Here is a 23146-nt window from a genome sequence, read left to right on the forward strand (position 1 = left end):
ACCGCACCCTCCTTCGATGACGGGCCTTTTTCTGGCCCCGCTGTAGCCACCTGATTTAGGCGTTTCAGGACGCGCGGCAGTTCCTTGGCGGGTCGGAGGCCGCCACCGCGCGCTGCTGCGCAACGATCTCCTCCTCGACGTCGCGAAGCTGATCCTTGCCGAAGAACATCTCGTCGTTGACGAAAAATGTCGGTGAGCCGAAGGCGCCGCGATCGACCGCGTCCTGCGTCAACGCCATCAACCGGTTCTTGACGGCAGGATCCTGCGATCGGGCGACGATTTTGTTGGCATCGATTCCCGACGAAGTCAGCGCATCGAGCATCACCTCGAGATCGTCCATCTTCTTGGGCTCTTCCCACATATGGTGATAGACCGCCTGGAAATACGGCCAGAAAACACCTTCAGCCTCGGCCGCGACGGCGCCGCGCATCAATTGCAGCGTGTTCACCGGGAAGAACGGGTTGCGGCGGAAGGCGGCGATGCCGTGGCGCCTGATGAAGCGCTCGGTCTCCAGCGCCATGTATTCGGGCTTGTTCCTGATGCCCCTGAGGTAATCGGCGGGTGAGCTGTTGCCGGTGAGCTTGTAGATGCCGCCGAGCAGCACCGGCACATAATCGAACCTGGTCCCGGTCCGTCGCTCGATGTCCGGAACCACGCGCGCCGCCAGATAGGCGTTCGGGCTGCCGAAATCGAACAGGAACTGAATCTTCAGCGCGCCTTCATCGCCCATTCGATCCTCCCATTCACCCTATTTCTTGCCGGCCCCGGTCGCCTGGCCGGGTTTCGATCTGGCCCGGATCGTTACAGTTCTAAAAAGGAACTGTCAAGCCGATTGCGATTTGTTCATCCTTTCAAAAGCGGAGAAAACCGCCTATTTTATGCATTCTGATTTGGAATTTACGTGTTATGTTCCTGAATCGATTGATCAATGCCGGAGAACGGGATGCGCTGGGACACGCTTGAAGAGGAGCCATGCTCGCTGGCGCGGACGGTTGCGGTCATCGGCGACCGGTGGAGCCTCTTGATTCTCCGCGAGTGCTTTCTTCGGGTACGCCGCTTCGAGGAATTTCAATCGAAGCTCGGCATTACCCGGCACTTGCTGGCGGACCGGCTGAAGAAATTCGTCCGCTACGGCGTGCTGCGGCGCGCCCGTTACCAGGAAAGCCCGGCGCGCTACGAATACATCCTGACGCAGCGCGGCCTTGATCTGTATCCGGTGGTAATGTCGATCGTGCACTGGGGCGATATGCACATGGTGGACGAGCGCGGCCGCCCGCTGCTGCACGAACACAAGAATTGCGGGAAGCTGTTCGATCCGGTGATGATCTGTTCGGAGTGCGGCGAACCTCTCGAAGCCAAGCAGGTGCACACCCACCCGGGACCTGGGGCACCCAAGGCCGGGGCGGCGTCCGCCTGAAACGACAGACCTGCTACGGCACGACGAAGCCTGACATCTGCTCAAAAAAAGAAAGCCGCCCTTCCGAGGGCGGCTTTCGAGCGCCTCTGATATCAGAGGCCCGATTTGGTTGCGGGGATAGGATTTGAACCTATGACCTTCAGGTTATGAGCCTGACGAGCTACCGGGCTGCTCCACCCCGCGTTAAACCGTTGCACTGCCTTCGAAAACCGGACCGGAAGTAAACCGGCCAACGCGTATTCGGCGCCGATCGATCCCGTCCGGAGGCTTCCTGAGAAGGCAACCCGGGCAAAGCCATCGGGTGCGAGGGGTATGTATCAACGTCGCCCTGCTTTGGAAAGGGGCAAGGCGCTGCTTTTGAGGATTTTATGACAGCAAAAACGAGGGTTTGAGCCGCGAAAAACCCTTTTCGGAACCGCTCTTGCCATAAACGCCGCAAAAGCGGAGTTTTGAGGCAAAGACCGACCGGAAACGCCATGGACCAGTCCCTGAAGAGCCCGAGGCAGCAAGCCTTGGAGGACGCCTTTCACCGCCTGTTCGAGCTGTCGCGCGCTGAGCCAGCGCCTGCGCTTGAGCTGCGTCTCGACCGGCTGAAGCGGTTGCGGGCGGCGATAACCGAAAACGAGACCAGGTTCGAGGCGGCGATCTCGGCGGATTTCGGCCATCGCAGCACCACCGAGACCGTGATCGCCGAAACCATGCTGGTGCTCGGCGAAATCAGGCACGCTGCCCGGCATCTGAAGAAATGGATGGCGCCGCAGCGCATTTCGACCACGCTGCAATTTGCGCCGGCCAGGAATCGCCTTATCCCGCAGCCGCTCGGTGTTGTCGGCATCATTGCGCCGTGGAATTACCCGCTGCAGCTGACGCTGGCGCCGGCGGTAGCCGCGCTCGCCGCGGGCAACCGCGTCATGATCAAGCCGAGCGAACTGGTGCCGCGCTTCTCCGCGCTGCTGCAGGAGGTCATCGCCGGCAAGTTCGCCGCGACCGAGTTGATCGTGACCGGCATCGAGGAGGAAATCGCCAAGGCTTTTGCCGCGCTGCCGTTCGATCACCTCGTGTTCACGGGATCGACCCGCGTCGGCCGGCTGGTCGCGGAAGCCGCCGGCCGCAACCTGACGCCGGTCACACTGGAGCTCGGCGGCAAGTCGCCCGCCATCGTCGACCACTCCGCCGACATCGACCAGGCCGCCCAGCGCATCGCCTACGGAAAGCTGCTCAACGCCGGCCAGACCTGCATCGCGCCGGATTATGCATTGGTGCCGGAAGCCTCGCTGAAGGATTTCGCCGAACGCCTGCAGGGACACATGCAGCGCATGTTCGGTACCGACCCCGACAATACCGACTACACTTCGATCGTCTCGGACCGGCATTATGCGCGGCTGGAGGGGCTGCTAGCGGATGCCCGCGCAAAAGGCGCGCGGATCATGCAGGCGGCGGCATCAGGTGATCCCCTGTGGAAACAAAAACGCAAATTCCCGCCGACGATCATCGTCGGCGCGACCTCCGACATGGCGGTCATGCAGGAGGAAATTTTCGGGCCGCTGTTGCCGGTCATGGGCTACCGGAATGCCGCCGAGTCGATCGCTACATCAACGCACATGACCGGCCACTGGCGCTGTACTGGTTTGGCACCGACAATGCCGCGCGCGACGAGGTGCTTTCGCGTACCGTGTCAGGCGGAGTCACGGTCAACGATTGCCTGTTTCATTTCGCGCAGATCAATCAGCCGATGGGCGGCGTCGGCGCGTCCGGCTCCGGCGCCTACCACGGCGAATGGGGGTTTCGGACGATGACCAAGCTGAAGCCGGTGTTCTATCGCTCGCCGTTCAACCGGCTCGCCGATCTCTATCCGCCCTATGGCAGCAAGATCGCGCGGCTGGAGAAATTGATGCGATTTCTGTCGTAGGGCCGTCATTGCGAGCGAAGCGGCTTGTCCGCCGTAGCTCGAAGAGCGAAGGCGGAAGCAATCCATAGCGCCACGGCGGAACGATGGATTGCTTCGTCGCTTCGCTCCCTTGCACAAACGCTTCGCGTTTGTCGCAGGCAATGACGAAATAACAAACAAGATGAGGGGAAACATACGTGACAGACATATTCGACTTCGTGGTGGTGGGCGGCGGCTCGGGCGGCTGCACGGTGGCGGGGCGGCTGTCGGAGGATCCGAACATTTCGGTGGCGGTGCTGGACGCCGGCGGCAGGAACGACAATTGGGTGGTCACGACACCGTTCGCACTCGTGCTGATGGTCGCCGGCAACGTCAACAACTGGGCCTTCAACACCGTGCCGCAGAAAGGCCTCAACGGCCGCATCGGCTATCAGCCGCGCGGCAAGGGGCTCGGCGGCTCATCGGCGATTAACGCGATGGTCTATATCCGCGGCCACCGCGCCGACTACGATCAATGGGCCTCGCTCGGCAATGCCGGCTGGTCGTTCGCCGACGTGCTGCCCTACTTCAAGCGCGCCGAAGACAATTCCGATTTCGACGGCGAATATCACGGCAAGGGCGGCCCGCTCGCCGTCAACAAGTCGCGTACCGGCAATCCGGTACAGCAGATCTTCCTGCAGGCCGCACAGGAAGCGCAGTTCCGCCTGCGCGAGGATTTTAATGCCGACGAGCACGAAGGCCTCGGCATCTATCAACTGACGCAGAAGAACGGTGAGCGCTGCAGCGCCGCGCGCGCCTACATCCACCCGCATATGGGAAGCCGCGCCAATCTGCGCGTCGAGACCCATGCCCATGCCACCCGCATCCTGTTCGAAGGCAAACGCGCGGTCGGCGTCGAATACCGCCAGGGCAAGGAAGTAAAGCAGATCCGCGCCCGGCGCGAGGTGATCGTGTCCTCCGGCGCGTTCCAGACCCCGCAGCTGCTGATGCTGTCGGGCATCGGCGACAGCGCCGTGCTTGGCAAGCACGGCATCGCCACCGTGCATCATTTGCCCGGCGTCGGACAGAACCTGCAGGATCATCCGGACTTCGTGTTCGGCTACATGTCCGACAATCCCAATTTCAACGGCATTTCGCTCAAGGCGCTGCCGCGGCTGTTGCGGGCGATTCGCCAGTATCGCCGCGACCGCACCGGGCCGATGACGTCCAATTTCGCCGAATGCGGCGGCTTCCTGAAAACAAGGCCCGATCTCGACATCCCCGATATCCAGCTCCATTTCGGCATGGCGCTGGCCGACGATCACGGCCGCAAGCGCCATCGCGGCACCGGCTTTACCTGCCACGTCTGCCTGCTGCGGCCGAAGAGCCGCGGCGAGGTCACGATCGGCAGCGCCGATCCCTTCGCCGCACCGGTGATCGACCCGAACTTCTTCGGCGATCCTGACGATCTGGAAACCATGGTTGCGGGCTTCAAGACCACGCGGCGGCTGATGGAGACGCCGGCGTTGCGCGCGTTGCAGAAGAAGGAGATGTTCACGGAAGGCGTGCATAGCGATGATGACATCCGCAACCTCTTGCGTGCCCGCGTCGACACCGTCTATCACCCGGTCGGCACCGCCAAGATGGGCATCAACGATCCCATGGCCGTGGTCGATCCGAAGCTGAAAGTGTACGGCGTCGAAGGATTGCGGGTGGTCGATGCCTCGATCATGCCGACGCTGATCGGCGGCAACACCAATGCGCCGACCATCATGATCGGCGAGAAGGCCGCCGACATGATCAAGGCGGAGATGCGGGCGGGTTGAGCCGGCGACAGTTGCGCCGTCATTGCGAGGTGCGCAGCGACGAAGCAATCCATCCGTTATGCCGTGAGATGGATTGCTTCGCGGAGCCTGTCATCGGGCGCGCATTCGCGCGACCCGTTGGCTCGCAATGACGTGGAGGGAGCGGAGCACGCATCCCCACGGCTTGACACAGCCGGTTTCCGGGATCGCAATATGCATTATCGGCGGGCCTCGGCGGCTTATCAGGACCGCTCGACTTGGCTAGAGTGGCCGCATCGGACTACAAGAACATCACCTGACACAACGGGAGAGAAACAGTGGATCTTGGGATCAAAGGCCGCCGCGCTATCGTCTGCGCATCGAGCAAGGGCCTGGGCCGCGCCTGCGCCATGGCGCTGGCCAATGAAGGCGTACATGTCACGCTGACCGCACGCGGCGCGGAAGCGTTGAAAAAAACCGCCGATGAAATCCGCAAAGCCAATCCCGGCGTCACCGTCACGGAAGTCGCCGGTGACATCACCACGCCGGCCGGGCGCGAGGCCGCGCTGAAAGCCTGCCCCGAACCGGATATTCTCGTCAACAATGCCGGCGGCCCGCCCCCCGGCGATTTCCGGAACTGGACCCGCGACGACTGGATCAAGGCGATCGACGCCAACATGCTGACGCCGATCGAGCTGATCAAGGCGACGGTGGACGGGATGATGGCCCGGAAATTCGGCCGTATCGTCAACATCACCTCGGCCGCGGTAAAGGCGCCGATCGAGGTGCTGGGCCTGTCCAACGGCGCGCGCGCCGGCCTCACCGGATTCGTCGCCGGGATTGCGCGCAAGACCGTCATCAACAACGTCACCATCAATGCGTTGCTGCCGGGCCCGTTCGATACCGACCGCCTGCGCGGACCGGTGGCGAAGGTCGACGCCGAGAAGCGCGGCATTACCGTGGATCAGTTGCTCGCCGAGCGCGCCAAGCTCAATCCGGCGGGACGGTTCGGCGACCCCGAAGAATTCGGCTATGCCTGCGCGTTCCTGTGCGGTGCCAAGGCCGGCTTCATCACCGGGCAGAACCTCCTGCTCGACGGCGGCGCGTTTCCGGGCACGCTATGAAGGCGGTCTGGTACGAGCGAACGGGCCCCGCGCCCGAGGTGCTGACCTATGGCGAGATGCCGACGCCGGTGGCCGGCCCAGGCGAGGTGCGCGTGCGGCTGGAGGCATCCGGCGTCAATCCCGCCGATGTCGGCCGCCGTGGTGGCGGCTACCGGCCGATGGAATATCCGCGCGTCATTCCCAACAGCGACGGTGCTGGCATTATCGACCAGGTCGGCGACGGCGTCACGCGCCTCAGGGCCGGTCAGCGCGTCTGGCTGTTCAACGGCCAGCGCAACGGCCGCGCCTTCGGCACGGCGGCTGAATACATTGCGCTCGCCGAACATCTGGTGACGCCGCTGCCGGATAATCTGTCGTTTGCGGAAGGCGCGACCCTCGGCATCCCCGCCATGACGGCGTGGACCTGCCTCTATTGCGACGGGCCGATCGTGGGACAGACGGTGCTCGTCACCGGCGGCGCGGGCGCGGTCGGTCACTACGCCGTGCAACTCGCCAAATGGGGTGGCGCCAAGGTGATCGCGACCGTCAGTTCGGCGGCCAAGGCCGAGCAGGCGCGGCTTGCGGGCGCCGACCTCGTCATCAACTACAGAAGCGAAGATGTCGTCGCCAAAACGATGGCCTTCACCGGGCAGCGTGGCGTCGACCGCGTCGTCGATGTCGATTTCGGCGGCAATATCGACACCACGCTGAAACTGATGGGCATGAATTCGACCATCGCGGTCTACGCCACCAACGGCAATCGCACGCCCGTGGTGCCGATGCGCGAATTGATGGAAAAATGCATCGCGCTTCGCGCGCTGGTGCTGTTCGCGCTGCCACCGCCGCTATTGGCAGCAGCCCAGGCGGACATTTCAAAGTGGCTGGCGGCGGGCCCGCGCATTCACAACGTCGCGGCGCAGTTTGCGCTCTCGGACACCGCGCAGGCGCATCTTGCGGTGGAGAAAGGCGACAAGCTCGGCACGGTCATCGTTGACTGCGCGCGGTGAATCGGAAGCCGGAGTGAGAATAACAATATGGGGAACGCCGGATGCATTGGACCGTGGGCAGGGTCAGGATCACCAGGATCGTCGAAACGGAGACGGTCGGCAGCACCCGTTTCATCCTGCCGCTCGCGACCCATGAGGAAATCCGGAAACTGCCCTGGCTGACCCCTGATTTTGCGACCGCCGAAGGCCGGCTCAAAATGTTGATCCACTCACTGCTGGTCGAAACCCCGTCACGCCGGATCATCGTCGATACCGGGCTCGGCAATGACAAGCAGGGCCGCAACGTGCCGACGTGGAACAACCGCAACGATCCGTTCCTCGACAGGCTGACGGCGGCGGGCTTTCCGCCCGACAGCATCGATACCGTGCTGTGCACGCATCTGCATGTCGACCATGTCGGGTGGAACACCCGATTGGAAGGCGGCAAGTGGGTGCCGACCTTCACCAACGCGCGATACCTGTTCGGCAAGACCGAATATGAACACTGGCGCGACCACAGCGACGCGCCGGACAGGGCGGCCGTATTCAGCGATTCCGTGAAGCCGATCACCGACGCCGGCAAGGCCGATCTTGTCGCCAGCGACGCGCAGCTTGCGGACGAAATCACCCTGATCCCGACACCCGGCCACAGCCCGGGCCATATGAGCGTCCACATCAAATCGGATGGTGAGGAAGGCCTGCTGACGGGGGACGTCGCCCACCATCCCTGCCAGATGGCCCATCTCGACTGGTCGTCGACGGCGGATTCCGATCCCCGGCAGTCCGCGGTAACGCGGAGGGAGCTGTTCTCGCGCTTTGCCGACACGCCGACGCTGGTGATCGGCGGGCACTTCAGCGCCGGTCACATGAAGCGCGACGGCGATGCCTTCCGGTTTATCCCCGTGGGATGATCTCGTCCCTCATGGTGAGGAGGCGCAAAGCGCCGTCTCGAACCATGAGGCCCCCACTCGGGCCACATCCTTCGAGACGGCCGCGCCGCGGCCTCCTCAGGATGAGGGTCTGGTATGTGACAGGCCAAGGCAGGTCGGCAGTTGAATTTCCCGCCCCGCTGTTCCATGAAGCTTGCCGAGGTATACCACCAATAAGCCTGATAACCCCGCAGGGAGTGACAAAATGAAGCTTGTTCGTTACGGCGCCAGGGGCGCGGAAAAGCCCGGCCTGATCGACAAATCCGGCCAGTTGCGCGATCTTTCGGCCCACGTCAGGGACCTCGACGGCGAGGCCTATTCGCCGGCCTCCCTCGCCAAGCTCGCCGCGCTGGATACCTCCAAGCTTCCCGCCGTCGACGGCAAACAGCGCTTCGGCGCGCCGGTCACCGGCATCTCGAAATTCGTCGCGATCGGGTTGAACTACAGCGACCACGCCAAGGAGACAGGATCTCCGATCCCGACCGAGCCGATCTTTTTCATCAAGGCAAACACCTCGCTGTCGGGCCCGAACGACGCCGTCGAAAAGCCGCGCGGCTCCACCAAACTCGACTGGGAGGTCGAGATCGCCGCCATCATCGGAACCCGCGCCAAGTATGTCTCGGAAACCGACGCGCTGAACCACGTCGCCGGCTATTGCGTCTGCAACGACGTCTCCGAGCGCAACTTTCAGCAGGAGCGCGGCGGCCAGTGGACCAAGGGCAAGTCGCACGACACCTTCGGGCCGGTCGGCCCGTGGCTGGTGACCAAAGACGAAATCCCTGACGTGCAGAAGCTCGGCATGTGGCTCGATGTCAACGGCCAGCGCCGCCAGACCGGCAACACCTCGACCATGATCTTCTCGATGGCGAAGTGCATTTCCTATGTTTCGCAGTTCATGACGCTGTTGCCCGGCGACATTGTCACCACCGGCACCCCGCCCGGCGTCGGCCTCGGTATGAAGCCGCCGACCTTCCTCAATGTCGGCGACGTCGTTACGCTTGGCATCGACGGTCTCGGCGAGCAGCGCCAGGAAATCATCGCGGCCTAGACGTCATACCCCGCGAAGGCGGGGTATCCAGTACGCCGCGGCGTTGGTCAGTAAACCGAACGGCCGCGGAGTACTGGATCATCCGCCTTCGCGGATGATGACATCGAGTGGTCGTTAATGATCGGCACAACAAGAAGAAACCTTCCAGGGAAACTCCCAGCATGAAACTCACCTTCTCTCCCGCCTCGCCGTTCGCCCGAAAAGTCCGCATCGCCGCGATCGAGACCGGCCTGATCGACCGGATCGAATTCATTCCCGCGACCGTCGCGCCGGGTCAGGCTAACGAAGAATATTCGAAGATCACGCCGCTGAAGAAGCTGCCGGTGCTGATCCTCGACAATGGCGACGTGATCCTCGATTCCTATGTCATCGTCGAGTACCTCGACGAACTCGCCGGCGGCGGAAAATTGATCCCCGCCTCCGGCCCCGAGCGATGGAAGGTCAAGAGCGACCATTCCCTGCTGCAGGGCATGCTCGATTCCATGCTGCTGTGCCGCTACGAAGCCATGGTGCGGCCGGAGCCGCTGCGGTGGAAGGCGTGGTCGGACGATCACTGGAACCGCGCCTGGACCGGCATGGCGCGCTTCGAGAACAAGCCCGACGTGTTGTCCGGGCCGTTCAATATTGCGCAGATCGGCCTTGTTTGCGTGCTCGGCTATGCCGATTTTCGCTTTGCCGATTGCGGCTGGCGCAAGGCCTATCCGAAGCTGGACGCCTTCCATCAAAAAATGCTGGAGCGGCCGTCGGTGAAAATCTCGGTGCCGCCGCCGGCGTAACATAAGGGAATGGAGATAGCGGCATGCGCGAGGGTGGCCAAAAATTGCGGCGCCTCGGTCTTGCCGCTCTCTTCATGCTCGCGGCATCTGCTGCTGCCGCGCAGACCCAACAATTGGCCATCGGTCAGCGCAATCTCGCCTGCGGAAGCCCTACATCACTCAACGATGGCTGGCCGACCGCGACACCGGAGAGCGTCAGCCTCGATGGCTCACGCCTGTGCGGCATCGCGGCACGGCTTGCGGCCACCAATGCCAACGTGCATGCCGTGGTGATCGCGCGCCATGGCAGACTGGTGTTCGAGCAATACTTCAGTGGCCATGACGAGTTCTGGGGAATGGCCAGGGGACCGCACGAGTTCGACGTAACCACCAAGCACGACATGCGGTCGGTTTCGAAAAGCGTGACTTCGCTGCTGGTGGGGATTGCGATCGATCGCGAACTGATCAAGACCGTGGATGACCCCATCCTCAAATTCTTTCCGGACTACTCGGCGCTGAAAACGCCGGGCTGGGACAACATTACCCTCCGTCACCTTCTGACCATGTCGTCGGGCATGCAGTGGGATCAGAACCGCCCCTGGGCCGATCCGCAAAATGACGAACGGCAACTCAGCATCGAGGCCGACCCGTTCCGCTATGTCCTGTCGAAGCCGATCGCGGCACCTCCGGACTCCATCTGGAATTACAATAGCGGTGGAACGGACCTGCTCGGCAACGTCATCGAGCGGGTATCGGGCAAGTCACTGGAGGCGTTCGCGCGGGAGGCGCTGTTCGCACCGCTGGGCATCTCGGACTGGGAATGGATGAAGTACCGGAACGAGCATATTTCGTCGGCCGCGGGTCTTCGCTTGCGCCCGCGCGACGCCGCAAAAATCGGCCAGCTCGTGCTCAACAAGGGCGCGTGGGGCGGCCGGGAAATTGTCTCGGCGAAATGGATCGAGCAATCGGTCACGCCGCGCTTCCAGGCGATCGGCTTTTTCGGTGGGCTGTTCTATTACGGGCAGCAATGGTGGATGGGTCGCACGCTATCCGGCGACAAGGACGTGAAGTGGATTGCGGCGCAGGGGCTCGGCGGCCAGCGGATATTCATCATCCCCGAACTCGACCTTGTGATGGTGACGACTTCAGGGCTTTATGGCAGCCCCCGGCAGGGAAATGCCGCGCTCGATATCCTCGCCAACTTCATCATTCCCTGCGTCAGGGACAACGACACGCGATAATCAAGCCGGGAAAAACATGAGCCTCAAATTCACCGTCGGCGATCTCACCATCCACCGCATCATCGAACAGGAAACCACCTTCCTGCCGGCACTGGAAATGCTGCCGGGCCTGACGCCGGAACTGCTGGCGGAGAACCGAGCGTGGATGCAAAAGGCCGGCGCGCTCGACGACAAGGACGTGCTGATCCTGTGCTTCCAGTCCTATGTGGTGAAGACACCGCATCACACCATCCTGATCGATAGCTGCATCGGCAACGACAAGCCGCGGCCAAGATTTCCGAAGTGGAATATGAAGACCGACGACACCTATATGCGCACGCTGGCCGCGGCGGGATTATCCGTCGACGACATCGATTTCGTGATGTGCACGCATCTGCATTCGGATCACGTCGGCTGGAACACGCGGCTGCAAAACGGCCGCTGGGTACCGACGTTCCCGAACGCGCGTTACGTGTTCGGCAAGACCGAGTTCGACTACTGGACCGAGCAGCACGCGAAGGCCTCGGTGCCGACCTTCGTCGACAGCGTGCTGCCCGTGGTCGAGGCCGGGCGATCCGAGATCGTCGGCAACGATCATGAACTCGGCGATCACGTGCGCATCCTGCCAACGCCAGGCCATACCCCCGGCCATGTCGCGTTCGCTTTCGGCCGCGGCAAGGATGCAGCCGCCGTGTCCGGCGACCTGATGCACTCGCCGCTGCAGGCGCGCTATCCCGAACTCTCCTTCAAACCCGACGTCGATCCGGCGCAATCGGCCGCGACGCGGCGCGGCTTCCTGGAGCGCTATTGCGACACCGACACGCTGTGCTGCACCGCGCATTTCCCTTCGCCTTCGGTCGGAAAGATCCGGCGCAAGGGCAACGGATTTTCCTGCGAGGCGATATGAGCTCAAACCCGCCCACCTTCGAGACGCTTTCGGTCGAGCCGGTCGACGAGCATGTGACGATCATCAGGCTCAATCGGCCGGATGCCTCCAACGCGCTCAACACCCAGATGGGCCGCGACCTCGTTCGCTATTTCGAGGATGCAGCGCTCGACCCGGAAAGCCTGCGCTGCATCGTCCTGACCGGCACCGGCGACAAGGCGTTCTGCGCCGGCGGCGACCTGAAGGAGCGCCGCGGCATGACGGACGAGGCGTGGACGCGCCAGCACGTCATCTTCGAGCGCATGGTGCGGGCGCTGATCGACTGCCCGGTCCCGATCATCGGCGCGGTCAACGGCGCCGCCTATGGCGGCGGCTGCGAGATCGCAGGCTGCTGCGATTTTCTCTATGCGGCAGAGGGCGCGCGTTTTGCGCTCACCGAAGTGACGCTCGGCATCATGCCGGGCGGCGGCGGTACGCAGACCCTGCCGCGGGCCGTCGGCGAGCGCCGCGCCAAGGAACTGATCCTGACCGGCAAGCCCTTTACCGCAAGCGAAGCCCACGCCTGGGGTCTCGTGAACGAGGTCTTTCCGCTATCCGAACTGTTGCCGGCGGCGCTGGCGACCGCGTCACGCATCGCCCGCAATGCCCCGATCTCCGTCCGCCAGGCAAAGCTGTCGATCCATCGCGGCCTGCAACTGTCGCTGCGGGATGGCCTCGCGCTCGAGATCGAGGCCTATAACCGCATGGTCCCGACCGAGGACCGCCGCGAGGGCGTCCTGGCCTTCAACGAGAAGCGGACGCCGAACTTCAAGGGCCGGTGAAACCGATAGCGTTTTCAAGCGAAGTGGATGCCGGTTCGCGTGAAGAAAACGCGTCAAAACAAGAATCCAGGGTTTCGGCTCTGATTCAATCAGAACCGAAACCCTCAGTCGAACAGGCTCGGCGTGTGATTCACGGCCGCGCCTTCGATCGCCAGCATCTTCAATTTCGTCACCACCCCGCCATTGGCGGAAAAGCCGCCAGGCTTGTTGCCCGCCGCCAGCACGCGGTGGCACGGCACCACGATCGGACAGGGGTTGCGACCCAGCGCCTGACCGACGTCGCGCGACAGCTCGACGCCACCGAGTCTTTTGGCGATATCGCCATAGGTCATGGTCTTGCCCGGCGGAATCGTGCGCGCGATGTCGTAGACGCCGCGATTGAATTCGGGAACGCCGTCGAGATCGAGCACGACATCGGCGAGGTCGTTCGGCTTGCCTTCGAGCAGCTCTTTGATCCCTTCGATCGCGGCCTGCACCTTCGCGGGCGGCTCAGCCTCGATGAGATCGTGATGGCGCTGTTGCAGACGGGTACGGGTCTTCTTCTCATCGCCCATCGGCAGCTGCACCGAGGTGATGCCGCGCTCGCCCCAGACGATGCCGCAGCGGCCGATCGCGGTGTCAAATATCGTAAAATGATGCCCGATCATGGCTGGCTCCATAGTCTCCTGTTCAATGCCACCCCAGCTTCCTTCTGGACCCAAATCTAGGCTTGGAGATTATTGCTATCCACCCGAAACCTGAGGGAACTTGACGGCATGAACAACTTCCGATGATCTGGGGTTCTCGCCAGCGCCCTTCAATGGCCTTTGGTCTCACCCCACCTCACGAGATCCCATGCAAACAATAAACGTCAACGGCTATGACATGGCCTATCTCGATGTCGGCCAAAGCGCCGACGATGCCCCGCCGCTGGTGTGCGTGCATGGCTCGCTGTGCGATTTCCGGATCTGGTCGTCGGTGCTGGGACCGCTGACGCGCAAGCACCAGGTGATTGCGCCTTCACTCCGGCATTTCTTCCCCGACCAATGGGACGGTGTCGGCGACACCTATTCGATCGCGCAGCATGTCGACGACGTGATCGGCTTCATCGAGAAGCTCGATACCAGACCGGTCGACCTGATGGGCCATTCCCGCGGCGGACATATCTGCTTTCGCGTCGCGCAACGGCGGCCCGACTTGTTGCGCAAGCTCATCCTGGCCGAACCCGGCGGCGAACTCGACGCCACCCTCGATCCCGCCTACAAGCCCGGCCCCTCGCCGCTGGCCATGCGGATCGCGGCTTCTGCAGAGTTGATTGCGAAGGGCGATATCGACGGCGGGCTGCAACTCTTCATGGATGCGCTGGAAGGCCCCGGCGCCTGGAAGCGCTTGCCGGCCACGCCGAAGCGGTTGCTGAGCGACAATGCCATAACGCTGATCGGGCAGATGCGCGACCAGCGCCCGCCGTTCTCCAAAGCGGACGCGGAGGCAATCAAAACGCCGACACTGTTCATCGGCGGCGCCAATACCAAGGGCACGCTGCGGCAGGTACTGAATACGCTGGCCGCCAACGTCAAGGGCTCGCGCACCGCGATGATCCCCGGCACCACGCATCCGATGTTCGAGCAGGCGCCGCAGAAATATTGCGAGATCGTACTCGCTTATCTCGCAGAGGATTGACCGACATGCAGACGTTGGGCGTCAACGGCTACGACATGGCCTATCTCGATGTCGGCAGAGGCACTGCCGACAGCCCGCCGCTGGTTCTCGTCCACGGCACGCTGGGCGATTTCCGCACCTGGAACGCCGTGCTCGGACCGCTCGCGAAAAAGCATCGCGTGGTGGCGCTAAGCCTGCGGCGGTTCTTTCCGGAGCATTGGGACGGCATCGGCAATGACTATCTGATGGCGCAGCATGTCGCGGATGTGATCGGCTTTATCGAGAAACTGAATGCCGGGCCGGTCGATCTACTGGGCCATTCCCGCGGCGGCCACATCGGATTCCGTGTGGCGCAGGCGCGGCCGGATCTGTTGCGCAAGGCCATTCTTGCCGAGCCGGGCGGCGATCTCGAACCATCGCTGCAGCCGGCCAGTCCGCCTCCCGGCCCCGTGCCGCTGGGTCCGCGCGTTCCGGTCGCAGCCGAGATGGTGCGAAACGGCGACATCGACGGTGCGCTCGCACTCTTCGTCGACGGGATCGATGGCGAAGGCGCGTGGACGCGATGGCCGGCGGCGGCGCGGCAGCAATTGCGCGACAACATCTATACGCTGCTCGGCCAGGTCAATGAGTACCGCAAGCCGTTTACCAAAAGCGAAGCGGAATCGATCAGGACCCCGACCTTGTTGGTCGGTGGTGGCGACACCAAGGGCGCGCTGGCGGTGATATGGCGCGTGCTGGCCGAACATATTCCGGGCGCAAAGACTGTGGTGATCCCGGGCACACGGCACTGGATGTTCGAACAGGCGCCGCAGCAATTTTGCGACGTGGTGCTGGAGTTTCTGAAGGCCTGACCGCGCCGCGGCGCGTTACTTCTGATCCAGCCGCCAGGAGCCATCCCAATCAGCGGGCGGCGGGTTGGCCTGAAACTTCTCGACACGTTGGGCCATCGCCATCGACGGCCCATCGCCGGGGACCGCCTCGAGCGCCGCCTGAAAAGCCTGACGCGCCTCATCCCAGTGGCGCGCCCGATAGGCAGCCAGTCCCTCGGCGTACCGCGCCAACAGCATCCGTTGCGGCTCGGTCAACTCACCCGCGCGCCCGATGATTTCGAATACGGCTTCCGGTTGGGTCTGGCCAACGACCGTCAACCGATCGACCTCGCGCGATTCAACCGCGTCGCCGGCCGCCATGATCGCAGCTTCCGAAGCCAGCGAATGACTGCCATAGAACTTGTTGGCGTTCTCCAGGCGTGACGCCAGATTCACCGCGTCGCCCATGACCGTGTAGCTCATCAGGAATTCCGAGCCGATGCTGCCGACCAGCACCTCGCCGGTTGCGATGCCGATGCGGACCTCGCAATCGCTCGGCACGGCGCGCACGCCGAGCAATTCGGGCAGCTCGGTTCGCAACGCCTTGCCACGATCCGCCATCTCGACGGCGGCAAGGCAGGCCAGCCGTGCCTGCTCGCTATGCTCGGTAAACGGAGGTCCCCAATAGGCCATGATCGCGTCGCCGATATATTTGTCGATGATGCCGCGATGGCTGCGGATCGGCCCCGACATGGTCGACAGGTAATGGTTCATCACCTTGACGAGGCCTTGCGGCGTCATGCCCTCGCTCAGGCTGGTAAACCCCTTCATGTCGCAGAACAGCACCGTCATCACCCGCCGCTCGCCGTTACTCGCGGCCAGCGACTGTGGGTCGATCAAGCCTTCGACGACCCGCGGATCGACATACCGGCCGAAGGTTTCGCGCAGCCGCTCCTTGTGGCGCAATTGTTCGACCATGTTGTTGAAGGCGGCCGTCAACTGGCCGATCTCGTCGCGCGTGGTGACATCGATCGATCCGTCGAGCCGGCCGGCTTCGACGGCGCGGGTGCCGTCCAGGAGCCGCCGGACCGGGCGGGTAATGCCGGTAGAAACGAAGAGCGCGAACGTCAGTCCAAGAACGGCCGCAAGCGTCGTCACGATTGCGGAGACGATGATCGCGCGCTGCTGATCCCGCATCGTCACAGCGGCATCGCTGCGAACCTGCGCCATCATGTCCTGACGGATTTCCTCGATCTTGCGATTGAATTCGTCGCGGAGCGCGTCAGCCCGAACAAGACTGGCCCGGACTTCCACCATGTTGCCGGCTTCGAGCAGCGGCCACATCCGTGTGTTCTCTTCGTCCAGATAACGGCGAAGGTCGCTAGTTACGGTTTCGATTCGATTCTCGATCCGCCCGAGCTTGGCGTCGTCGGAGACGGTGGTGGGATCATCAATGATCGCAATGATCAGGGCGCGTGCGGCTTGCGCCTCCTGATCAAGCTCCCTGCCTTTCGCCTCATAGACGGTTTGCTGATTTGCAAAGGCGGTCTCGTCCGGCGGCGTCTGTATCTTGGCGACCACCATCCGGCGGACCACCACCGCCTGCTCCAGCGAGCGGACATTCATCCGCGCCAGATGCCCATATGCTTCGACGTATTTTGTTGTCAGTTCATCGAGCTGATGGGCAATCTTGCGCGTCATCACCGTCGACAGCGCCGCCGTGATCGCCATCAGGAAGATCAGACCGAGCGCGATGCCAAGGATTCGCTTTCGGATGGTCGGTCGCAGCATGGATGCATATTCTAGAGCTACGGACATGATCTGGAATCGGGATGAAAGCCACACAAGCGAAAGCCCGGCCGATCCGGGCGCGGCTTGTTGTTTAGCGCGCGCCGGTGAATTAAGCACGATCCGGCGCGTTAAAATTGCGAATAGTCATGGGGATGGGGGCCCGGGGCCCCTCCGCCCGCGCTTGCCATCTTCTTTGATCGATCGCGTAGGCCCCGGTCCTCATCGTCTCGCTGCGGAGAACACGATCGCCTGGATTGGCATCCGGCCGGGATTGCCGCCAAATTCGCGGCGAAATTCCTGCTCCAGCGCATCAACGACGCGTTCCGGATCGACGCCGCCGCGCGCCCGGATCTGATCGATCAGCGGGTTTCCAAAGACCGCCGCACGCGCGAAGTGCGCGACGTCAGGGAGCTCCCGCTCCTGCCTGATCACCGCAATGCCGACATCGCCGAAGCCTGCCGCAATCAGCAACTCCTTGATCGGGTCGATCTGGTGGCAGGAGAACGGCACGCTGTAAAACTGCGGCGGATCGGCCGGGAAGAAGCGCGCCGCCACCTCATGCGCGATGCGGCCAAACGGATTGTAGCGATGTGAATCCCAGACGCTGAGCAGATAGCGGCCGCCCGGGGCCAGAACGCGATAGGCCTCGGAAAAGGACTTTGCCTTGTCGGGAAAGAACATCACGCCGAACTGACAGACCACGGCGTCGAAGCTTTGATCGGCAAAGGGAAGCGCGATCGCATCGGCAGGCTGGAAGCCGACCTGTTCGCCGGGCCCAAACTTGGCGCGTGCCATATCGAGCATCGGCGGGTTGAGATCGGTCGCGGTCAACTGCGTGTCACCAGGCAATGCGTCACGCAATTTCCGGGTGACGATGCCGGTGCCGGCGGCGGTTTCGAGCACCCGCGCCGGGCGCCCGGCGGCGGCGCGTCTTGCGATATCAGCGGCATAGTCGGCGAAGATGATCGGGCCGAGGCCCTCATCGTAGTATTGCGGGATATTGCCAATGAAGCCGGCTGCGTCGCTGCTCATGGCAGACCTCCGATCGCCCCTGGCGAAGCATACCCCCACGCGCCCGCCGCGACAGCCCGGTCCCAGCCCCCTTGACTGAGCTCGGGTCAGTCGCTAATTTTGAATTCTGAATTCCGTATTCCAAATTGGACGGCCGGCATGATCCCGTTAGAACCGCTCCCCAACCTGATTGAGCAGGTCTATGCCCGGATCCTCGAGGCGATCACCGACCGTTCGCTGCCGCCCGGGCATCGCATCCGGCAGAACGAATTGGCGGAAAAGCTCGGCGTATCGCGCCAGCCGGTGTCCCACGCGCTGCATTTGCTGCACCGGCAGGGGCTTGTCGCCGAAAGCGGCCGCCGCGGCTTTGAAGTCACCCGGCTCGACCCGGAGCGCATCCGCCAGCTCTACGAGGTGCGCGGCGCTGTCGACGCACTGGCAGCAAAGCTCGCAGCCACGCGAACCAGGATCGACGCTACGGGTCGCGCGCGGCTCGAGGTCGCGCTGCAAGCGGGGCGAACCATTGATAAAAATACGCCGCTGGCGCGGCTGATCGCGCTCGACGTTGATTTTCACAGCGCGATCTATCGCCTCGCGGGCAATCCCGCGATCGAGGAAATGATTGCGCCGCAATGGCCGCATATGCGCCGCTCGATGGCGACGGTATTGGCCGAGCTCGATTACCGCGAAAGCGCCTGGACTGAACACGAGACGATCGCCGCGGAGATTTTCGCCGGCAATGCGAAGGCGGCGGAGGCCGCGGCGCTGGCGCATGCGCAGACCGCCGGACGAATGACTGAGGAGAGATTGAGGGCGACCGATAGGGCCGCATAAACATCCGTCATGCCCGGCCTCGTGCCGGGCATCCACGTCCTTCTTTCACGCTGAGAAAAAAGTACGTGGATGGCCGGGCATAGGCGAGCGGAAGCGACGCCGTCCTTCAGACGGCTATGTCCGGCCATGACGAACAAAAAAACCACAGGAGAGAACGCCATGAAACTGACGCCGCAGCAGATCGAATTCTTCAACCGCGAAGGCTGGCTGTTTCTGCCCGAGCTGTTCAGCCCCGAGGAAGTGGCCTATCTCGCGCGCGAGGCCGAAGCCATCTACGACGCCAACCGGCCCGAGGTGTGGCGCGAGAAGAGCGGCGCGCCGCGCACCGCCTTTGCCGCGCATCTCTATAACGAAGCGTTCGGCGTTCTCGGCGCGCATCCGCGCATGATCGAGCCGATCGAGCAGATTTTTGGCGAAAAACTCTACATGCACCAGTTCAAGATCAACGCCAAAGCCGCCTTCACCGGCGACGTCTGGCAATGGCACCAGGATTACGGCACCTGGAAGCGCGACGACGGCATGCCCGAGCCGCGCGCGATGAACATCGCGATCTTCCTTGACGAGGTGATGCCGATCAACGGACCCCTGATGCTGGTGCCGAAGAGCCAGCATGCCGGCGACCTCAAGGCCTCGCACGATCTCGAAACGACCTCCTATCCGCTGTGGACGCTGGATGAGGAGACGGTCACGCGGCTGGTAAAGGAAGGCGGCATCGTCGCACCCACCGGCAAGGCCGGCGGCATGCTGATGTTCCATGGCAATCTGGTGCACGGATCGAGCGGCAACATCACGCCCTATCCGCGCAAGATCGTCTATCTGACGCTGAATGCGGTTTCGAACTACATCCGCAACCCGACGCGGCCGGAATATATCGCCCATCGCGATTTCACGCCGATCCAGACGGTGGAAGACGATGCGCTGCTGCGATTGGCGCGTGCGCATCGCCAGGCGGCGGAGTAGCTTACGCGCGCTGAACCAAGTGAGTCGTCATGCCCGGGCTTGTCCCGGGCATCCACGTGTTGTGATGCCGCGCGCGGAAAAGACGTGGATGGCCGGGACATCTAGCGCGAAGACGCGCTTCGCGCTTTTGCCCGGCATGACGGAACAATCATCGCAGCACGGCTACCTGTTGGGATATTCCCATGAACCTTCATCGCCTCCTCAACGCCCGCCTGGCGGCCGGCAAGCCGGTTCGCGTCGCACTGATCGGCGCCGGCAAATTCGGCTCGATGTTCCTGTCGCAGGTGCCGCATACGCCGGGGCTTGAAGTGCCGGTCATCGTCGATCTCGATCGCGACCGCGCCCGCGACGCGTGCCGCACCGTCGGCTGGGATGCAGAGCGGATCGCGCGAACCGCCTTCACCGACGACGGCGTGCGCGCGATTGCCGGCGGCGCAATGGACGTCGTGGTGGAGGCGACCGGCAATCCTGCCGTCGGTATCCGTCATGCCCGCGCAGCGATTGCGGCGGGCAAGCATGTCGTCATGGTCAACGTCGAGGCCGACGTGCTGGCCGGACCGCTGCTCGCCGAGGAAGCACGCAAGGCCGGCGTGGTCTATTCGCTGGCCTATGGCGACCAGCCGGCGCTGACCGCCGAGATGGTGGACTGGGCGCGCGCCACGGGCTTTCGCGTCGTCGCCGCCGGCAAGGGCACCAAATATCTGCCGGCCTATCACGACGTAACGCCGGATGGCGTCTGGAGCCATTACGGACTGACGGCCGGCGAAGCGCAATCGGCCGGCATGAACCCGCAGATGTTCAACTCGTTTCTGGACGGCACCAAATCCGCGATCGAGATGGCGGCGATCGCCAACGCTTGCGGACTCGACGTGCCGTCGGAGGGATTGCTGTTTCCGCCCTGCGGCGTCGACGATTTGCCGCACGTGATGCGGCCACACGACAAGGGCGGCGTGCTGGAGAAGGCCGGCCTCGCGGAAGTCGTCTCGTCGCTCGAACGCGACGGCCGCCCTGTGTTCAGGGACCTGCGCTGGGGTGTATATGTCGTGCTGGAAGCGCCGAACGATTATGCCGCCGATTGCTTCAAGCAATATGGGCTGAAGACCGATGCGTCAGGCCGATATGCGGCGATGTACAAGCCGTATCACCTGATCGGGCTCGAGCTGAACATTTCCATCCTGTCGGCTGCGCTGCGCAACGAGCCGACAGGGCAGCCACATGATTTTCGCGGCGACGTCGCGGCGGTTGCAAAGCGCGATCTGCGCGCCGGCGAAATGCTCGATGGCGAAGGCGGCTACACGGTGTGGGGCAGACTGATGCCGGCATCGAAAAGTCTCTCCGCCGGCGCGCTGCCGATCGGACTTGCCCATCGCGTCAAGCTGAAGAGCGACGTTGCGCATGGCGCGGTGGTGCGCTGGAGCGATGTCGAGGTCGACGAAAACAACGACACCGTCAAGACGCGCCGGGCGATGGAAGCGGCATTCTCCGCGCGACGATGATCGCGCGACGCGCATTGGCGCCGGACTGCAGCAGGAAATTTCATCGCCCTGCGCACGCAGGTTCAGCCGTCGCGGGCACTCGCGCGATGGAATTACCGCAATGCGGCATTTCCGGCTGGTTTGCCGTGCACCCACGCATCGCTCGCCGTCTTAGTCTTTCGTCGGGTGGAAACGGCTCAATCGCCCGATATTCAGGCAGTTCTTCGCAACTGCGGCCGAAGCAGAACCCTTGATTATCAATCACTAATTCGTCATCCTGCCCGCAGGTCCACAAAGCCGGGAAATTGATTGCATTCGAAAAACCAAGAGCCTTGGTTTCAGGGCCCACATTCCTAAACAACAGTCCAGCACCGGCCATCGGTAAACCAGAGAAGACGACATCAGATCGTTGTCCCTTGGTCGGTAACGGCAAAAACAGAGGGGAAGGAAGCAAATGAAACGTCGTGATTTCTTGAAGGTAGGCGGCGTCGGTCTCGCCGCGAGTGCGGTTGCAGCACCTGCGATTGCGCAATCGAACCCGGAGATAAAGTGGCGATATACGGCAAGCTGGCCGAAGGCGCTCGATACGCTGTATGGCGGCTGCGAATATTTCGCCAAGCGTGTCGCGGAAATCACTGACAACAAATTCCAGATTCAGGCATTTGCCGCCGGTGAAATCGTGCCCGGCCTGCAGGTGCTCGACGCCGTTTCGAACGGCACCGTCGAGATGGGCAACACCGCGCTCTATTACTACTGGGGCAAGAACCCGGCCTTCACCTTCGGCACGTCGCTGCCGTTCGGCCTCAACACGCGCTCGCATATTTCCTGGCTGCGTTTCGGCGGCGGCATGGACATGCTCAACGACCTGCTGAAGGAATATGGCTGCGTCGGCGTGCCGACCGGCTCTACCGGCGCCCAGATGGGCGGCTGGTTCCGGAAGGAGATCAAGTCGATGGAGGATTTCAAGGGCTTGAAATTCCGCGTCGGCGGTTTCGCAGGGACCATCATCGCCAAGGTCGGCGGCGTGCCGCAGCAGATCGCGGGTGGCGACATCTATCCGGCGCTGGAAAAGGGCACCATCGACGCGGCCGAGTGGGTCGGCCCCTACGACGACGAGAAGCTCGGCTTCGTGAAGGTGGCGAAGTACTACTACTATCCGGGTTGGTGGGAAGGCACCGGCCAGGGCCACAACATCATGAACCTCGAGAAGTTCAACGCCCTGCCGAAGCATTATCAGGCCGCGATCGAGACCGCGTCCTACGATACGTTCACCTGGGTCACCGGCAAATACGACCACGTCAATCCGCCGGCGCTGAAGCGGCTGCTGGCGGCGGGCGCCATCCTGAGGCCGTTCCCGCAGGAAGTCCTGGAGGCCTGCTATACTGCCGCCAACGGCATCTATGCAGATCTGTCCAAGAGCAATCCGCACTTCAACAAGATGTATACGAGCCTGGCGGCGTTCCGTAACGAATCGCTGGCCTGGAATCAGGTCGCTGAATTGAGCTACGACAGCTTCATGATGCGGATGCGTACCCGCACCTGAGGCGCACGATCGCGGACAAAAAGGAAGCCCCGGAGATTTCTCCGGGGCTTCTTCGCTGAACGGGTGGCTTTCTATTTTTGACGCGCTTTCTTCACGCGAGCCCGGTGTCCACTTCGCTTGAAAACGCTTCGGGCTATTCCTCGGCTTCGCCGAGCGCCTCGGCGAGCTTGTCGTAATATTTCGCCACGAGATCGATGTTGCCCTTGTTCTCGATCTGCGGCGGCGGCGACTTCAGCGCCTCGTTGAGATCGGCGAGCGCCGCCTTCTTG

Annotated in this window: 21 protein-coding genes, 1 tRNA gene and 1 pseudogene (1 of these 23 cut by a window edge); 17 read left to right on the plus strand and 6 right to left on the minus strand. The window is 62.9% G+C overall.

Going from position 1 to position 23146, the window contains the following annotated elements; translation table 11 throughout:
* Window positions 1-64: 64 nt before the first annotated feature.
* Complete coding sequence (locus tag JQ624_RS06810) at window positions 65-730, minus strand: 2-hydroxychromene-2-carboxylate isomerase (protein WP_212418077.1); 666 nt, start codon at window positions 728-730, stop codon at window positions 65-67.
* Between the two features lie 213 nt (window positions 731-943).
* Here JQ624_RS06810 and JQ624_RS06815 point away from each other — a divergent pair, with 213 nt between their 5' ends.
* Complete coding sequence (locus JQ624_RS06815; RefSeq protein ID WP_212418078.1) at window positions 944-1417, plus strand: helix-turn-helix domain-containing protein; 474 nt, start codon at window positions 944-946, stop codon at window positions 1415-1417.
* A gap of 106 nt (window positions 1418-1523) precedes the next feature.
* On the opposite strand, the gene JQ624_RS06820 is transcribed toward JQ624_RS06815, so the two are convergent.
* A tRNA-Met gene (locus tag JQ624_RS06820) sits at window positions 1524-1600 on the minus strand.
* 293 nt (window positions 1601-1893) lie between these two features.
* On the opposite strand from JQ624_RS06820, the pseudogene JQ624_RS06825 reads away from it, so the two are divergent.
* The 10 genes and pseudogenes from JQ624_RS06825 (at window position 1894) to JQ624_RS06870 (ending at window position 12816) form a co-directional block, all read left to right on the plus strand.
* Window positions 1894-3326 (plus strand): annotated as a pseudogene (locus JQ624_RS06825) (aldehyde dehydrogenase family protein).
* A 176-nt stretch (window positions 3327-3502) separates the two neighbouring features.
* Window positions 3503-5110 (plus strand): GMC family oxidoreductase, encoded by a 1608-nt coding sequence (locus tag JQ624_RS06830; RefSeq protein WP_212418079.1) that lies wholly within the window; start codon window positions 3503-3505, stop codon window positions 5108-5110.
* 296 nt (window positions 5111-5406) lie between these two features.
* A complete protein-coding gene (locus JQ624_RS06835; RefSeq protein WP_212418080.1) occupies window positions 5407-6192 on the plus strand; it encodes an SDR family oxidoreductase in 786 nt (261 codons plus the stop codon).
* A complete protein-coding gene (locus JQ624_RS06840; protein WP_212418081.1) occupies window positions 6189-7178 on the plus strand; it encodes an NADPH:quinone reductase in 990 nt (329 codons plus the stop codon). The genes JQ624_RS06835 and JQ624_RS06840 overlap by 4 nt, the downstream gene beginning before the upstream one ends.
* Window positions 7179-7219: 41 nt before the next feature.
* Window positions 7220-8068 carry an MBL fold metallo-hydrolase gene (locus tag JQ624_RS06845; protein ID WP_212418082.1) on the plus strand — a complete coding sequence of 283 codons (849 nt, stop codon included), beginning with the start codon at window positions 7220-7222 and terminating at the stop codon, window positions 8066-8068.
* A 223-nt stretch (window positions 8069-8291) separates the two neighbouring features.
* On the plus strand, window positions 8292-9134 hold the full coding sequence (locus JQ624_RS06850; protein WP_212418083.1) for a fumarylacetoacetate hydrolase family protein: 843 nt from the start codon (window positions 8292-8294) through the stop codon (window positions 9132-9134).
* Window positions 9135-9295: 161 nt separating this feature from the next.
* Window positions 9296-9910 (plus strand): glutathione S-transferase family protein, encoded by a 615-nt coding sequence (locus JQ624_RS06855; protein ID WP_212418084.1) that lies wholly within the window; start codon window positions 9296-9298, stop codon window positions 9908-9910.
* Between the two features lie 23 nt (window positions 9911-9933).
* A complete protein-coding gene (locus JQ624_RS06860; protein WP_249129470.1) occupies window positions 9934-11130 on the plus strand; it encodes a serine hydrolase in 1197 nt (398 codons plus the stop codon).
* A gap of 16 nt (window positions 11131-11146) precedes the next feature.
* The gene (locus tag JQ624_RS06865) at window positions 11147-12016 is read left to right on the plus strand and encodes an MBL fold metallo-hydrolase (protein WP_212418085.1); all 870 of its coding nucleotides are present in this window, start codon (window positions 11147-11149) and stop codon (window positions 12014-12016) included.
* Window positions 12013-12816 (plus strand): enoyl-CoA hydratase/isomerase family protein, encoded by an 804-nt coding sequence (locus JQ624_RS06870; RefSeq protein ID WP_212418086.1) that lies wholly within the window; start codon window positions 12013-12015, stop codon window positions 12814-12816. The genes JQ624_RS06865 and JQ624_RS06870 overlap by 4 nt, the downstream gene beginning before the upstream one ends.
* 104 nt (window positions 12817-12920) lie before the next feature.
* Here JQ624_RS06870 and JQ624_RS06875 read toward each other — a convergent pair whose 3' ends face one another.
* A complete protein-coding gene (locus JQ624_RS06875) occupies window positions 12921-13463 on the minus strand; it encodes a methylated-DNA--[protein]-cysteine S-methyltransferase (protein ID WP_212418087.1) in 543 nt (180 codons plus the stop codon).
* Between the two features lie 187 nt (window positions 13464-13650).
* On the opposite strand from JQ624_RS06875, the gene JQ624_RS06880 reads away from it, so the two are divergent.
* Complete coding sequence (locus tag JQ624_RS06880; protein ID WP_212418088.1) at window positions 13651-14475, plus strand: alpha/beta fold hydrolase; 825 nt, start codon at window positions 13651-13653, stop codon at window positions 14473-14475.
* A gap of 5 nt (window positions 14476-14480) precedes the next feature.
* A complete protein-coding gene (locus tag JQ624_RS06885) occupies window positions 14481-15305 on the plus strand; it encodes an alpha/beta fold hydrolase (protein WP_212418089.1) in 825 nt (274 codons plus the stop codon).
* 15 nt (window positions 15306-15320) lie between these two features.
* Here the strand turns inward: JQ624_RS06885 and JQ624_RS06890 are convergent, their stop codons facing one another.
* On the minus strand, window positions 15321-17054 hold the full coding sequence (locus JQ624_RS06890) for an adenylate/guanylate cyclase domain-containing protein (RefSeq protein WP_212418090.1): 1734 nt from the start codon (window positions 17052-17054) through the stop codon (window positions 15321-15323).
* A gap of 219 nt (window positions 17055-17273) precedes the next feature.
* A complete protein-coding gene (locus JQ624_RS06895) occupies window positions 17274-18086 on the minus strand; it encodes a class I SAM-dependent methyltransferase (protein ID WP_212418091.1) in 813 nt (270 codons plus the stop codon).
* A gap of 138 nt (window positions 18087-18224) precedes the next feature.
* Between JQ624_RS06895 and JQ624_RS06900 the strand changes: the two genes are divergently transcribed.
* The 4 genes from JQ624_RS06900 to JQ624_RS06915 all read left to right on the plus strand — a co-directional run bounded on the left by JQ624_RS06900 (window position 18225) and on the right by JQ624_RS06915 (window position 22877).
* Window positions 18225-18899, plus strand: a complete 675-nt coding sequence (locus JQ624_RS06900) for a GntR family transcriptional regulator (RefSeq protein ID WP_212418092.1) — start codon at window positions 18225-18227, stop codon at window positions 18897-18899.
* A 159-nt stretch (window positions 18900-19058) separates the two neighbouring features.
* On the plus strand, window positions 19059-19859 hold the full coding sequence (locus JQ624_RS06905) for a phytanoyl-CoA dioxygenase family protein (RefSeq protein ID WP_212418093.1): 801 nt from the start codon (window positions 19059-19061) through the stop codon (window positions 19857-19859).
* A gap of 182 nt (window positions 19860-20041) precedes the next feature.
* On the plus strand, window positions 20042-21355 hold the full coding sequence (locus JQ624_RS06910; RefSeq protein ID WP_212418094.1) for an NAD(P)H-dependent oxidoreductase: 1314 nt from the start codon (window positions 20042-20044) through the stop codon (window positions 21353-21355).
* Between the two features lie 433 nt (window positions 21356-21788).
* Complete coding sequence (locus tag JQ624_RS06915) at window positions 21789-22877, plus strand: TRAP transporter substrate-binding protein (protein ID WP_212418095.1); 1089 nt, start codon at window positions 21789-21791, stop codon at window positions 22875-22877.
* 133 nt (window positions 22878-23010) lie between these two features.
* On the opposite strand, the gene JQ624_RS06920 is transcribed toward JQ624_RS06915, so the two are convergent.
* Window positions 23011-23146, minus strand: the 3' portion of a protein-coding gene (locus JQ624_RS06920; RefSeq protein WP_212418096.1) for a hypothetical protein. It continues 473 nt past the right edge of the window; the window shows 136 of its 609 coding nt (coding positions 474-609); its start codon lies off the right edge, out of view; it ends in the stop codon at window positions 23011-23013.

Source organism: Bradyrhizobium sp. AUGA SZCCT0283 (assembly GCF_018130385.1).
GTDB lineage: Bacteria > Pseudomonadota > Alphaproteobacteria > Rhizobiales > Xanthobacteraceae > Bradyrhizobium.

Excerpts from the sequence above, each read along its gene's own strand:
- JQ624_RS06810 (WP_212418077.1), bottom strand. The coding sequence starts at position 730 with ATGGGCGATGAAGGCGCGCTGAAGATTCAGTTCCTGTTCGATTTCGGC.
- JQ624_RS06815 (WP_212418078.1), top strand. The coding sequence starts at position 944 with ATGCGCTGGGACACGCTTGAAGAGGAGCCATGCTCGCTGGCGCGGACG.
- JQ624_RS06840 (WP_212418081.1), top strand. The coding sequence starts at position 6,189 with ATGAAGGCGGTCTGGTACGAGCGAACGGGCCCCGCGCCCGAGGTGCTG.
- JQ624_RS06845 (WP_212418082.1), top strand. The coding sequence starts at position 7,220 with ATGCATTGGACCGTGGGCAGGGTCAGGATCACCAGGATCGTCGAAACG.
- JQ624_RS06850 (WP_212418083.1), top strand. The coding sequence starts at position 8,292 with ATGAAGCTTGTTCGTTACGGCGCCAGGGGCGCGGAAAAGCCCGGCCTG.
- JQ624_RS06855 (WP_212418084.1), top strand. The coding sequence starts at position 9,296 with ATGAAACTCACCTTCTCTCCCGCCTCGCCGTTCGCCCGAAAAGTCCGC.
- JQ624_RS06860 (WP_249129470.1), top strand. The coding sequence starts at position 9,934 with ATGCGCGAGGGTGGCCAAAAATTGCGGCGCCTCGGTCTTGCCGCTCTC.
- JQ624_RS06865 (WP_212418085.1), top strand. The coding sequence starts at position 11,147 with ATGAGCCTCAAATTCACCGTCGGCGATCTCACCATCCACCGCATCATC.
- JQ624_RS06870 (WP_212418086.1), top strand. The coding sequence starts at position 12,013 with ATGAGCTCAAACCCGCCCACCTTCGAGACGCTTTCGGTCGAGCCGGTC.
- JQ624_RS06875 (WP_212418087.1), bottom strand. The coding sequence starts at position 13,463 with ATGATCGGGCATCATTTTACGATATTTGACACCGCGATCGGCCGCTGC.
- JQ624_RS06880 (WP_212418088.1), top strand. The coding sequence starts at position 13,651 with ATGCAAACAATAAACGTCAACGGCTATGACATGGCCTATCTCGATGTC.
- JQ624_RS06885 (WP_212418089.1), top strand. The coding sequence starts at position 14,481 with ATGCAGACGTTGGGCGTCAACGGCTACGACATGGCCTATCTCGATGTC.
- JQ624_RS06890 (WP_212418090.1), bottom strand. The coding sequence starts at position 17,054 with ATGCTGCGACCGACCATCCGAAAGCGAATCCTTGGCATCGCGCTCGGT.
- JQ624_RS06895 (WP_212418091.1), bottom strand. The coding sequence starts at position 18,086 with ATGAGCAGCGACGCAGCCGGCTTCATTGGCAATATCCCGCAATACTAC.
- JQ624_RS06900 (WP_212418092.1), top strand. The coding sequence starts at position 18,225 with ATGATCCCGTTAGAACCGCTCCCCAACCTGATTGAGCAGGTCTATGCC.
- JQ624_RS06905 (WP_212418093.1), top strand. The coding sequence starts at position 19,059 with ATGAAACTGACGCCGCAGCAGATCGAATTCTTCAACCGCGAAGGCTGG.
- JQ624_RS06910 (WP_212418094.1), top strand. The coding sequence starts at position 20,042 with ATGAACCTTCATCGCCTCCTCAACGCCCGCCTGGCGGCCGGCAAGCCG.
- JQ624_RS06915 (WP_212418095.1), top strand. The coding sequence starts at position 21,789 with ATGAAACGTCGTGATTTCTTGAAGGTAGGCGGCGTCGGTCTCGCCGCG.